This window comes from Ruegeria sp. HKCCA5763, assembly GCF_013034545.1.
Lineage (GTDB): Bacteria > Pseudomonadota > Alphaproteobacteria > Rhodobacterales > Rhodobacteraceae > Ruegeria.
In genome coordinates, this window is record NZ_WQGF01000008.1 from 64,863 (window position 1) to 77,415 (window position 12,553).

The window sequence follows — 12,553 nt, forward strand, 5'->3', positions numbered from 1 at the left end:
CTTCGGCAATTGAGGACAAGACATGACCGTCCCCGCCATTGAGCTCAAAGGGATTTCCAAAGCCTTTGGGCCGGTTCAGGCCAATAAAGACATTTCCATCAGCGTCGCCCCCGGTACGATCCATGGAATCATCGGAGAAAACGGTGCGGGCAAATCCACGTTGATGAGCATCCTTTTCGGCTTCTACAAAGCCGACAAAGGTGAGATTTGGATCAACGGTACCAAGACTGATATCCCGGACAGCCAGGCAGCCATCGCCTCGGGCATCGGGATGGTGTTCCAGCATTTCAAGCTGGTGGAAAACTTCACCGTTCTGGAGAACATCGTTCTGGGTGCCGAAGATGGCGGGTTGCTGGCCCCGTCTTTGGCCAAAGCCCGTAAAGAGCTGAAAGAGCTGGAAGAAGAATACGAGCTGTTCGTTGATCCTGACAAGCGCATCGATGAAATTGGCGTGGGCATGCAACAGCGTGTCGAGATCCTGAAAGCACTGTATCGCAAGGCCGAGATACTGATTTTGGACGAACCAACCGGCGTGCTGACTCCGGCTGAAGCAGATCAGTTGTTCCGCATTCTCGACCGCCTGCGGGCCGAGGGGAAAACGATCATCGTGATCACGCATAAACTGCGCGAGATCATGGAAAACACTGACACCGTGTCGGTTATGCGACGCGGGCAGATGACTGCGACTGTCAAAACGTCCGAAACCAGCCCTGAAGAGCTGGCCGAGCTGATGGTAGGCCGCAAGGTTCTGTTGCAGGTCGACAAGGTCCCTGCGAAACCCGGCAAACCCATCCTGGAAATTGAAAAGCTGAGCGTTTTCGACTCGGCTGGTGTGGAAAGGGTCAAGGGGATCGACCTCACAGTGCGCGCTGGTGAAATCGTCGGCATCGCCGGGGTGGCTGGCAACGGTCAATCAGAGTTGCTTGAAGTTCTGGGCGGTATGCGCCCGGGTCAGGGCACGATCAGACTGAACGGTCAGCCTCTGGCGCTGAGTGGCGCAGGTTCGGACGGTCAGGCCCGCCGCGCCCAGCATATCGCGCACGTGCCGGAAGACCGGCAGCGTGAAGGTTTGATTATGGACTTCCACGCGTGGGAGAACGTCGCCTTCGGCTATCACCGCGACCCTGCTTATAAACGCGGTATCTTTATGGACAATGCCGCCCTGCGTGCCGATACCGAGGCCAAGATCGAGAAATTCGATGTCCGGCCGCCCGACGCATGGCTGGCTGCCAAAAGTTTTTCAGGCGGCAACCAACAAAAAATTGTCGTCGCGCGCGAGATTGAGCGGAACCCAGACCTTCTGCTGGTCGGACAACCAACGCGCGGCGTAGATATCGGCGCGATCGAGTTCATTCACAAGCAGATCGTTGCGCTGCGCGATCAGGGCAAGGCAATCCTGCTGGTTTCGGTCGAACTGGAAGAGATATTTTCGCTATCCGACCGGATTGCGGTGATGTTTGATGGTCACATCATGGGCGAACGCCTGCCTCACGAAACAGATGAAAAAGAACTGGGCCTGTTGATGGCCGGTGTTGCGGGGGAGGCCGCGTAACATGGAAAAAATGCCCAAATGGGCCGATGTGATCCTGATCCCACTGATCAGTTTGCTTCTGGCCGCGATCCTGTCGGCGCTTGTGATTCTGGCCATCGGCGAGAACCCGATTGACGCTGTGAAGCTAATGGTAACTGGTGCGCTGGGGTCGACCTATGGTTGGGGCTACACGCTCTATTACGCGACCAACTTCATGTTCACCGGCCTTGCGGTAGCCGTCGCCTTTCACGCCCGGCTGTTCAATATCGGCGGTGAGGGTCAGGCCATGCTGGGCGGGCTTGGTGTCGCAATCATTTGTCTTACGATTCCGTGGCCGCACTGGAGCATTGCTTTGCTCGCTGCCTGCGCCGCTTCGGCCCTATTTGGTGCTGCCTGGGCTGCAATACCGGCCTATCTGCAAGCCAAGCGTGGCAGCCATATCGTGATCACCACGATCATGTTCAACTTCATCGCTGCCGCCGTCCTGAACTATATGCTGGTGAATGTCATGAAACCGGCCGGGTCACAGGACCCTGCAACGGCGCGCTTCCCCGAAGCCACGCACTTGCCGAGCTTCCAGTCGATGTTCTCGACAGCAGACAATGTTGTGTTCCGGGGGGCGCCTGCCAACATCTCGTTCTTTGTGGCAGTTCTGGCCTGTTTTGTAGTCTGGGCACTGATCTGGCGGACACGGCTGGGCTATGAGATTCGAGCCTATGGTCATTCTGAAACGGGTGCTGTTTACGCCGGCATTTCGCCTGTGCGGATCACTATCATTGCGATGCTGATTTCGGGTGGATTGGCAGGCATGATGGCCATCAACAACGTCATGGGTGAGGCTGAACGTCTGGTGCTGAACCCAACCGAAGGCGCTGGTTTTATCGGTATCGCCGTCGCGCTGATGGGCCGGTCACACCCATTTGGGGTTTTCCTGGCGGCGCTGTTGTTCGGGTTTCTTTATCAGGGCGGCGCGGAGCTGGCGCTTTGGACACAAATCCCGCGTGAACTGATCGTGGTTATTCAAGCCTTGGTCATTTTGTTCACCGGTGCGCTGGACAACATGGTACGCATGCCGCTTGAGAAACTTTTCCTTGGCATGCGGAAGAGGGCTGAGTGATGGAATTCTTCGTTACCCTCATCCAGGTACTGGATTCGACGATCCGCCTGTCCACGCCCCTGCTTCTTGCGTGTCTGGCTGGTCTTTTTTCGGAACGTGCAGGTATTTTTGACATTGGCCTCGAAGGCAAAATGTTGATGGCGGCGTTCTTTTCCGCAGCTATAGCAGCCGTCACGGGATCTGTCTGGCTGGGTTTGCTTGCTGGTATCGCATCCTCGTTGTTACTGTCCGGGCTGCACGGGTTGGCGTCGATCACCTTCCGAGGCAATCAGCTCATCTCGGGTGTGGCCATCAACTTTCTCGCCTCTGGGCTGACCGTTTTAATCGCCCAAAGCTGGTTTCAGCAAGGTGGGCGTACACCGTCCCTTTTTGGCGGAGGACGGTTCGAGCCCATCAATTTCCCGTTTGCAGAATCGCTCAGCAGTGTACCGATTGTTGGTCCGGTTTATTCCGAATTGCTCTCGGGTCATTCGATTCTGGTCTATGTGGCATTTCTGATGGTTCCAGCGACGTGGTGGGTCCTTTATCGCACACGGTTCGGCCTACGCTTGCGGGCAGTGGGCGAAAACCCGGCAGCGGTGGATACAGCAGGCGTGTCCGTGGTTGGCCTGCGTTTCGCGGCGGTGGCCATCTGCGGCGTCTTGTGCGGTATCGCGGGTGCCTATCTGGCCACTGCCTTGCAAGCTGGGTTCGTCAAAGAAATGACCGCCGGTCGCGGGTTCATCGCGCTGGCGGCGCTCATCTTTGCGAAATGGCGCCCTTGGCACGCCATGTGGGCTTGCCTGTTGTTTGGCCTTTTGCAAGCCATCGCACTGCGGTTCCAGAACATCGATCTGGGCGGGATCGTGATCCCGGTGCAGGTCATGGATGCCCTGCCCTATATCCTGACAGTTGTGATTCTGGCTGGATTCGTTGGCAAAGCTGTGCCCCCGCGTGCAGGTGGCGAACCCTATGTAAAGGAACGCTGATAAGTCCAGTTCAGGAACAATTCTGGGTCCTGTTCGCTGCAGAGCGGCATGCAGAGTTGATTTTGCATGCCGCACCCGCTCTAAGGGGGTATGCAAGTCTACCTGTCCATAACCAAAGATTCTGTCAGCCCTTCATTTATGTTGGGCGGTGCCGGCAGGATCGGAATTGATCTAACCTTGCATCCAGAAGACTTCTTTTGGCTCATCGAGCCTGGAGGCATGTGACAATGATCTACATGCAACAGACTGCATCAATGGCTTATCATTTGGCCGCATGCGGCAGCGCGGAAACGCAAAATACAAAGTGACGGTAATATGTACATCTACCTGCCCATAGCCGAAGTATCGGTGAACGCATTCCTCCTGCTTGGTTTGGGCGGAATGGTTGGCGTCTTGTCCGGAATGTTCGGGGTCGGTGGGGGCTTTCTTATGACGCCGCTGCTGTTCTTCATTGGCATTCCGCCAGCTGTCGCTGTTGCGACCGAAGCCAATCAGATTGTGGCATCGTCCTTTTCCGGTGTACTGGCGCATTTCCGACGAAAAACCGTGGACCTCAGGATGGGAACTGTGTTGCTGATCGGAGGTCTTATAGGCGCTGCTTTGGGTGTGGTTGTTTTCAACTATCTCAAGAGTCTGGGTCAGGTCGATCTGCTGGTTAAGCTGTGTTACGTGGTTTTCCTTGGCGTCATCGGTAGCCTGATGTTCGTGGAAAGTCTAAGGGCCCTGCGCAAGGCCAAAATGGGTGGGGCCGCCCCCGCCAAACGCCGTCAGCGGGGCTGGATCCACGCCCTGCCCTTCAAGATGCGGTTTCGCACATCAGGCCTTTATATTTCGGTCATTCCACCCGTTCTAGTTGGGCTTTTCGTCGGCATTTTGTCTGCAATCATGGGTGTTGGCGGTGGCTTTATCATGGTGCCCGCCATGATTTATCTGCTGGGTATGCCAACAAAGGTTGTTGTTGGCACATCGCTGTTTCAAATCATCTTCGTGACAGCCTTTACCACGATGCTTCACGCCACAACCAACTACACTGTCGACGTCGTTCTGGCAGTACTGCTGCTTGTTGGAGGTGTGATCGGCGCGCAGATCGGTACTGTTATTGGCGCGCGCATGCCAGCGGAACAATTGCGCGTTTTGCTGGCAGCTTTGGTTCTGGCAGTTTGCGGCAAGCTGGCGCTTGATCTGCTTCTGGAGCCTGCCGAGCTTTATTCGCTCGGAACAGGTGGAGGACACTGAAGATGCTGCGTTCACTTATTGCCGCATTTTGTCTGTTCTGCCTGCCGGTGTCCGCAGCGGAAGAACAAGTTGTCCTGGGTCTTAGCCAGGATCGCGTTGCAATCACGGCGACCTTTGACGGCTCCGAGATTCTCATTTTCGGGGCCATCAAACGGGAAACCCCGATTCCGTCCGGCCCATCGGTCGAGGTCATCGTTGCTGTCGCCGGCCCATCCGAACCTGTCACCGTGCGCCGTAAGGATCGAAAGCTGGGGATTTGGGTGAACACCGACAGCGTCCTCGTCGATCTTGCGCCCAGTTTCTACGCTGTCGCAACCAGCGGACCATTAAACGAGATTCTGAGCGACACCGATGACCTGCGCTATCGTGTATCGATCGAGCGTGCGATCCGCTCTGTTGGTGCCGCAATGCATATCCGCGGAGCGCAGGATTTTGCAGATGCAGTGGTTCGCATCCGCGAGGAAGAAAAGCTGTATTCCATCCGCGAAGACACGGTGGCTGTAGACGAACAAACTCTGTTCCGCACGTCAATCGACATGCCTGCAGACCTGACAGAGGGGGACTATGTCGCCCGTATCTTCCTGACGCGCGGTGGAGAGGTAGTTTCGCACTACGAAACAACCATTAATGTCCGCAAAGTCGGCCTGGAACGGTTTCTGTACAACATGTCGCGCCAGCAACCTGTCTGGTATGGCTTGATGTCGCTGGTTATTGCGATTGCGGCAGGCTGGGGTGCATCGACGGCTTTCCGTTTGCTGCGCGAAAAGTAACCTTCATCCCCTGCCGATGTAAGGCATGGTCGTGGCCATGACGGTCATGAACTGAACGTTCGCCTCGGGCGGCAAGGTTGCCATATGCAGAACGGACCGTGCTGCGTCCTCAACAGCCATAGTCGGGTCAGGCGTGTCCCCTGCCGCCTGCGCGGCGTCGACAAGACCCTGAACCATCTGTGTGCGGGCGTTCCCAATGTCGATCTGGCCACAGGCAATTCCAAAGGACCGCCCGTCCAGAGACAGGCTGCGGGTCAGTCCGGTAATTGCGTGTTTTGTCGCTGAATAGTGCACAGAGTTCGGACGCGGAACATGGGCGGCAATGGAGCCGTTATTGATGATCCGTCCACCCTGAGGGTCCTGATGCCGCATGATGCCAAAGGCTTCGCGTGCGCACAGGAACATACCGTTCAGGTTGACGTTGACGCTTTGGTACCAATCTTCAAGCGCGATCTCGTCAATCGTGCCACCCGGAGCAAAGATTCCTGCGTTGTTGAACAAGACGTCCAGACGCCCAACCTTGTTCGCGAACTTGCGGAACACGGTCTTCACAGCTTCAGGATCGGTGACATCAGCAGGCAACGAAACTGCGTTGGCATGTTTCTGTGCCAGGGCATTCAACTTGTCCGCACTGCGTGCCAGCATGCCAACCGTCCACCCTTGGGCCAGAAACAATTCGGCGGTGGCCAGACCAATGCCAGAGCTTGCGCCTGTCACGATTATGGATGTCATGTCTCTTCCGCCTCCAATGTCAGCGACGCCGCAGGTACAGCCCGCAAGTCATCCACCCGCAGCGGGTATGTTGGCTTTGATAAACGGTTGCGAACCACCCAAATCAACCGCTCTTGCGCCCGAGTGATCGCCACATAGGCCAAACGTTTCCACAAGGGTTGTCCGGCCTCGGTCCGACCCATTCGGGCCGCAGCGTAGATGTCAGGCGCAAAAACTTGAACCGTATCCCATTGCGAGCCCTGCGCCTTGTGGATCGTAACCGCCGCACCGTGCAGGAACGTTGCGCCCATACGCGCGGCAAAAGGAATGAATGGCTCTTCCTCGTTCGGTTTTTCGATTTGTACAATCGACGCAGCGCTGACCTGAGGGTCTTCGGCCCCCATAACGTGCAATCGCGAAAACCCCGGTTTTCGCCCCGGCCCCAGATAAACAACCTGAGCCCCCTTGATCAGCCCGCGCGCCTCAAGATCCAACCGTTTCTTGCGATGTTTCAAAGGCAGTTCGATCCCGTCGCAAATTAGCGGTTCCCCCTCCAACAGCTCGGTCTCTGGTGCGCCATGGACGTTCCTGAACGCCTGAATAAGTCGAATGCGTGTTGCGTTGCGCCAAACCAAAACCGGGCTGCGCGCCATCAGGTCGACCTCGACCCGCTGGCCCCAGACCACCCTGTCGTCACGGCGGGCTGTCTCTTCGACCAAACGCTCGAAGTCCTCAAACCCCATTTCGGGGTCTGCCAGAGCATGGGCCAGATCGAGAATCGGGTTGTCCGCATCCTGCCTGTGAACCCGTTGAAGCGTCAGCTTCCGGGGCTCGGGCAAGGCTTCAAAAACCATGCTGCCCGACTGGTTCACCGGTGCCAGCTGCGCCGGATCACCGAATAACAGAAGGGTTGGAAAAATCTCTTTCAGATCCTCGAATTGACGATCATCCAGCATCGACGCTTCGTCGACAAATCCGATGTCCAAAGGTTCGTCGCGTCGCTTCCACCCAGTGATGAAATCTGATCCCCTCAAACCGGCTGCGGCCAATGCCCCGGGCATGGACTTGTTGTTTTCGTAAAACGCCGCAGCCCGATCCAGGGCTTCTTCTGTCAGTCCTTCAATCTCGGGGCGTTCATCGTTGCCCGCCAGCCATTCAGCGATGCGCTCGTATTCCGGGTCGTACACCGGCGTGTAGAGAATGCGGTGAATTGTCGTGGCAGGCACACCACGCAGGCGCAGAACGCTTGCGGCCTTGTTGGTGGGGGCCAGGATGGCCAAGCTGCGCTTGTCCCTTGACTTGCGACTTTCATAGTCGCCGGACACGATCTGCACTCCGGTCTCTGCCAGCGCTTTATAAAGTTCAGCCAACAGCAGGGTTTTACCCGAACCAGCCTTGCCGATCACGGCCATTACACCGGATTTTCCTGCCCCCGGCAGCTTAACAAGGGCATCATCTTCAAGATCGACACCTGCTGATCGCAGCATCTCGGCGATGCTGTCAAATGCGGCGGCCTGATCATCCGAGAAGGTTACATTTTGCAAAGACATGGCGCGACCCTACAGGGCCGCGCCGACCATCACCAGATGCGGAATGGCGATTTCAGCCGCTCAGGCGGACAGTGCAAATCGGTGCTGCTTTTTGGGCCCAAAAGCCGTGTTGAACCAAAGGCGTGACAGTTCGCGTGGGATGCCCGCGCGCTCCGCCACGCGGTTGCAGTCATCTGCAGAGTAAGGCCACAACCCGACCGAGATCTGATCCCGCCCGCTGCCCTGGGTGCCCAGAACCTCGGGCGATGAGCCGATCAGGCGATAGATACGGATCATACGCGCATCAAACACACCGGCGATGTGTGTCAGGCCAAAACCCTCCATCATTTCACCCCCGCTCAGCATAATGGCCCCAGCCGTATGCGGGCCTGCGTCGCGTGACAGGCAAAACCGTGTAACTTCCCAGATCAGCGGGCTGCAAATGGGTTTGCCACCGTTAAGATGCCCAAACACCTCGTTGATCATCACCCGACCCGTTGTCGGCAACACCCGCATCGACCCGCCATGACGGCCGTCCGGCTCTTCCCAGATGACATAGAGCGGGTTGAGCGCATCATACTCATCCCGCTCTTCACCTTGTTCGTTGACGTGGACATCCCACCCCAGCCGGGTTTTGAACTGATCCGCTCGATCCTTGAACATCCCCTCTGCCAGAGTTGGAAATCTGTGCAACTCATCGGCATATAAATAACGCAACATGACTTGTTCCCCTTGTCGTCCTGTGCAGGAACGAAAGGGGTACAGAGTTGTGGTTAATATTACGTGTGGGGTGCGCGCTGGCCTTAAACCACTATTAAGCCTCGGCTAAGTGCGGTTGCGATTGCATGAGTTGTGTTATGAGCGCCCAACTTGGATCGGGCGCTTTCGATATAAACCCGCAGCGTATGCTCTGATATCGACAGAGAATGCGCCACTTGAGCCCTGCTGTATCCCAAAGCCAAAAGGGTGATCGCGTCAATTTCCCGTGGAGACAGATTACGCTTGGAATCCGGCTGCCTGTCCTCTTCGAACTCAAGCGCTTTGCGATTGATAAAATGCGCAACAAGGATCAAGTCTCGCCCGAAGGTGGAAATAAAGCGCTGCCAGGTCCGATCATCGCAACTGTGGTTTGCTGTGAATAGGGCAAACTGCCCGTTCGGGCCCCGGATCGGAATGGAATAGCCCTGATTGCCAACACCGTGGTTTCTGGCATCTTCAAGAAAGGACTTTGCAATCCTGCTCGACCAGTCCAGAGATTTCCAGTCAACCGGATGAAATCTTTGGAAACACCCAAGAATAACCGGATCAATACGATGGTAATTCTTGTCCCGATAGCGTTCGTCCCAAGCATCTGAATATGTGGTGTAACCGTACTGATCGCCAGCACCATCGACCCAGTGATAGGTCAGATGTTCGACCTGAAGAATACCACGTAATTGCTCTGCAACATTGCTGAGCTCTTCAAGCGTGTTGGTGTTTTCCAAATCCTGAAGGATTTGACCCAATTCGACTTCTGTTCCCATCCGCGGGCGCTCGTGCCTCGTTCTTCAGGGACGCGATCTCGGCCGCCGCGATCAGCCTTGTGTCATCCAGCTGCTCGGCAAGCGCGCTCAACCCGTTCGCAACGGCGAAAGCATTGAGGTCCGACAATACGTCCAATATCCACTCATTCTGCGCCATTAGGGTCTCTCTGAAACAGTTAACGAAGCGTTAACACAACCATAACATGTATGATCTTTTTCGACCTATTCACCGGTTTCTACTCCCCAAAAATGGCGGGGGACGAAAATGTAAGTGTTTGAAAGTCCGAAAGGCTTTGTCAAAACGCAAAACACCCGCGAACCGGCAAGGCGATTCGCGGGCGTTTTTTGTCTACAACCCAAATGGGGGTCAGCCTGCGTCAAGAACCTCTTCAAGGGTGCGCAGGCCAGTGCGGGGCGCTTGAACAAGGACAGACATGTTCCCCGGCTTATGTTCGTTCCGGAGCATCTTCATGTGCGCCTCTGGCAGATCGTTCCAGGTGAACACCTCCGACATGCAGGGATCCAGGCGACGTTCAACCATCAGCTTGTTTGCAGCAGCCGCTTGTTTGAGGTGCGCAAAGTGCGATCCTTGCAGGCGCTTTTGATGCATCCACATGTAGCGCACATCAAAGGTACAGTTGAAACCTGTTGTACCGGCGCAGATCACGACCATACCACCTTTTTTGACAACAAAGGTCGAGACCGGGAACGTGCTTTCACCGGGGTGTTCAAACACCATATCCACGTTGTTGCCCTTGCCGGTGATGTCCCAAATCGCCTTGCCGAACTTGCGGGCTTCTTTGAACCATTCGGCATATTCCGGCGTGTTTACCGTGGGCAATTGGCCCCAGCAGTTGAAGTCTTTACGGTTCAGCACGCCTTTGGCACCTAATCCCATAACGAAATCGCGCTTGCTTTCGTCCGAGATTACACCAATCGCATTCGCACCGGCCGTGTTGATCAACTGGATCGCATAGGAACCCAGACCGCCGGACGCGCCCCATACCAGAACGTTCTGGCCCGGCTTCAGATCATGCGGCTCGTGGCCAAACAGCATCCTATAAGCGGTCGCCAACGTCAGTGTGTAGCACGCAGCTTCTTCCCAGGTCAGGTGCTTGGGGCGCGGCATAAGTTGTTGTGCCTGAACGCGGGTGAACTGGCTGAAAGAGCCGTCTGGTGTCTCATAACCCCAAATCCGTTGGCTGGTCGAGTACATCGGATCGCCGCCGTTGCACTCTTCATCATCGCCATCGTCCTGGTTGCAGTGGATGACAACTTCGTCGCCGACTTTCCAGCGCTTCACCTTATCGCCAACGGCCCAGACAATGCCTGACGCATCCGAACCGGCAATGTGATAGGGGGCTTTGTGGCCATCAAACGGGCTGATTGGCTGACCCAGGGCGGCCCAGACACCGTTATAGTTTACGCCAGCTGCCATCACCAGAACCAGCACCTCGTTGCTGTCCAGTTCGGGTACGTCGACCACTTCTTGTTGCATTGCAGTGTTCGGCTCGCCGTGGCGTTCCTTGCGGATGGCCCAAGCATACATTTGCTTGGGGACAAATCCCATCGGAGGGATCTCACCCATTTCATAGAGGTCCTTTTCGGGTGCCTCGTACGACGCGATACCGCTTTCGGTGTCCAAAGCCATGCTGGCCTCCTATTCTCAATATCATTGCCGCAACGCAGAATCGCGTGCTTCACAGACTGTGAATATTGACCACTGAGTAATAATGCAACCGTTTTTGGTTCATATTTGTAATTTTATGACCCAGCAGATGCAGAAAGTTATTTCGCAAGCGCAGTATTCTCAGAATCCCTGTGGTTTGGGGCTGAGGCTGCATAGTACTCCAGCAAATCCTCTCTTTGACCTGAAAGGGCCAGATTGTCCCCCTGGCGGCTTAAGATCCTGCGCTCGACCAACTGATTCAGGGCATTTTCAACCGCCGCTTCGTCTTGGTCTGACGCATGGCCGTCTTCGGCCAGCATAGAAAGTATTTGGGAACGAACGACCTTTTCAGATGAAGAACCTTTCTGTTGCAACAACAGGCACGCCGCAGGGGCCGGAACCAGCGGGATCGCTTGCCCGATGCGTTGCATCAATTCCCGGGCCAGATCCGTCATGACATCGTCATCATTCACGACGCGAAATTCCTTTAGCGAAATGGGCACCCCATATCGCACAGAGGCAACGCCAAACCGCTTGTACCGCCCGATCAAGCGCCGCCAGATCTGCTTGAGGATCCAGCGCGAGATTACGCCAATCCGAGCGCGAAACCGACGCTCAGACCCCAAAGCCGCGCGAGTCAGGATGGTATCTTCAAGCACTCGATCATAATTCAACGCCACAGGAACGAATACGACGTCGCGGCCTTCAGGCGAAGTTCCGTCCATAATGTATTTCAGCAAACCCAGTTTTGGGCGACCCAGTGCGCCAGTCAGGCTTAAACCGCCTTCCGGGAACATGGCTTGCGTCACACCCGCTTCGGTCGCGTGGCGCACATAGCAGGACAACACCTGCCTATAGAGCTCACTGCCTGATTTGCGTCGAATGAAGTACGCCCCCATTGCGCGGATCAAACGGCTTAGCGGCCAAACGCGCGCCCATTCTCCGACAGCATAAGACAAGGCCGACTGCTGTGCCGCCAGATAGGTCACCAGCACATAGTCCATATTGCTGCGATGGTTCATCACAAAAACCACGGTCGCATCCGGGTCGATGTTCTTGATCGCAGCCTCGTCCTTGTACCCGAGTCGGACCTCGTAAAACGTATTGCTCAGCAGACGGGCGAGCCGAATGGCAAAGCTGAAATAGGCAAAGGCAGAAAACGACGGGACAATCTCGCGCGCGTAGCGGCGCGCTTTTTCAAAGGCGACTGCCTCGGGAATGCCTTCGTCCTGCGCGTGTTGTTGAACCGCCTGCCCGACCTGAGGGTCGTAAATCAGCCGCTGGATCATGTCATGACGCCGCGCCAGCTTGAACGGTTGAATGGGACGTTGAAGCCTTTGATTCAGGCGCGAAACGGCGCGTTCCAATCTACGGCGAAAAAACCATCGCACTGAAGGAAACAGAAAATGCGAAGCAAAAGTGACCATGGCAAAGACCACGATCAGCAGGAAAAGCCAAAGCGGAAGTTCCACGGTTTGCGTCATGGCGGCACATTGCCA

The 12,553-nt window shown here is 55.9% G+C and carries 11 protein-coding genes; 5 read left to right on the top strand and 6 right to left on the bottom strand.

The window, feature by feature from the left end; all coding sequences use genetic code 11:
* The first annotated feature begins 22 nt into the window (after positions 1-22).
* The 5 genes from GOV89_RS14385 (at position 23) to GOV89_RS14405 (ending at position 5,622) form a co-directional block, all read left to right on the top strand.
* The gene (locus tag GOV89_RS14385; protein WP_171179194.1) at positions 23-1,552 is read left to right on the top strand and encodes an ABC transporter ATP-binding protein; all 1,530 of its coding nucleotides are present in this window, start codon (positions 23-25) and stop codon (positions 1,550-1,552) included.
* Between the two features lies 1 nt (position 1,553).
* Complete coding sequence (locus GOV89_RS14390) at positions 1,554-2,648, top strand: ABC transporter permease (RefSeq protein ID WP_171179192.1); 1,095 nt, start codon at positions 1,554-1,556, stop codon at positions 2,646-2,648.
* Positions 2,648-3,616 (top strand): ABC transporter permease, encoded by a 969-nt coding sequence (locus GOV89_RS14395; protein ID WP_171179190.1) that lies wholly within the window; start codon positions 2,648-2,650, stop codon positions 3,614-3,616. Before GOV89_RS14390 ends, GOV89_RS14395 begins: the two co-directional genes overlap by 1 nt.
* Before the next feature lie 315 nt (positions 3,617-3,931).
* On the top strand, positions 3,932-4,852 hold the full coding sequence (locus GOV89_RS14400; protein ID WP_171179188.1) for a sulfite exporter TauE/SafE family protein: 921 nt from the start codon (positions 3,932-3,934) through the stop codon (positions 4,850-4,852).
* A 2-nt stretch (positions 4,853-4,854) separates the two neighbouring features.
* Positions 4,855-5,622: a TIGR02186 family protein gene (locus tag GOV89_RS14405; protein WP_171179185.1), complete on the top strand. Its 768-nt coding sequence runs from the start codon at positions 4,855-4,857 to the stop codon at positions 5,620-5,622.
* Positions 5,623-5,625: 3 nt separating this feature from the next.
* Here GOV89_RS14405 and GOV89_RS14410 read toward each other — a convergent pair whose 3' ends face one another.
* The 6 genes from GOV89_RS14410 to GOV89_RS14435 form a co-directional block, all read right to left on the bottom strand.
* Entirely contained in the window at positions 5,626-6,354 is a 729-nt protein-coding gene (locus GOV89_RS14410; protein WP_171238488.1) for an SDR family oxidoreductase, read from the bottom strand.
* A complete protein-coding gene (locus GOV89_RS14415; RefSeq protein WP_171179181.1) occupies positions 6,351-7,883 on the bottom strand; it encodes an ATP-dependent RecD-like DNA helicase in 1,533 nt (510 codons plus the stop codon). The genes GOV89_RS14410 and GOV89_RS14415 overlap by 4 nt, the downstream gene beginning before the upstream one ends.
* Before the next feature lie 60 nt (positions 7,884-7,943).
* Entirely contained in the window at positions 7,944-8,582 is a 639-nt protein-coding gene (locus GOV89_RS14420; protein ID WP_171179179.1) for an acyl-homoserine-lactone synthase, read from the bottom strand.
* Positions 8,583-8,665: 83 nt separating this feature from the next.
* On the bottom strand, positions 8,666-9,385 hold the full coding sequence (locus GOV89_RS14425) for a LuxR family transcriptional regulator (protein WP_171238489.1): 720 nt from the start codon (positions 9,383-9,385) through the stop codon (positions 8,666-8,668).
* Positions 9,386-9,752: 367 nt separating this feature from the next.
* A complete protein-coding gene (ccrA, locus tag GOV89_RS14430) occupies positions 9,753-11,036 on the bottom strand; it encodes a crotonyl-CoA carboxylase/reductase (RefSeq protein ID WP_171179175.1) in 1,284 nt (427 codons plus the stop codon).
* Between the two features lie 137 nt (positions 11,037-11,173).
* Positions 11,174-12,538, bottom strand: coding sequence for a 1-acyl-sn-glycerol-3-phosphate acyltransferase (locus tag GOV89_RS14435; RefSeq protein ID WP_171179167.1), 1,365 nt, complete (start codon positions 12,536-12,538; stop codon positions 11,174-11,176).
* Positions 12,539-12,553 lie beyond the last annotated feature (15 nt).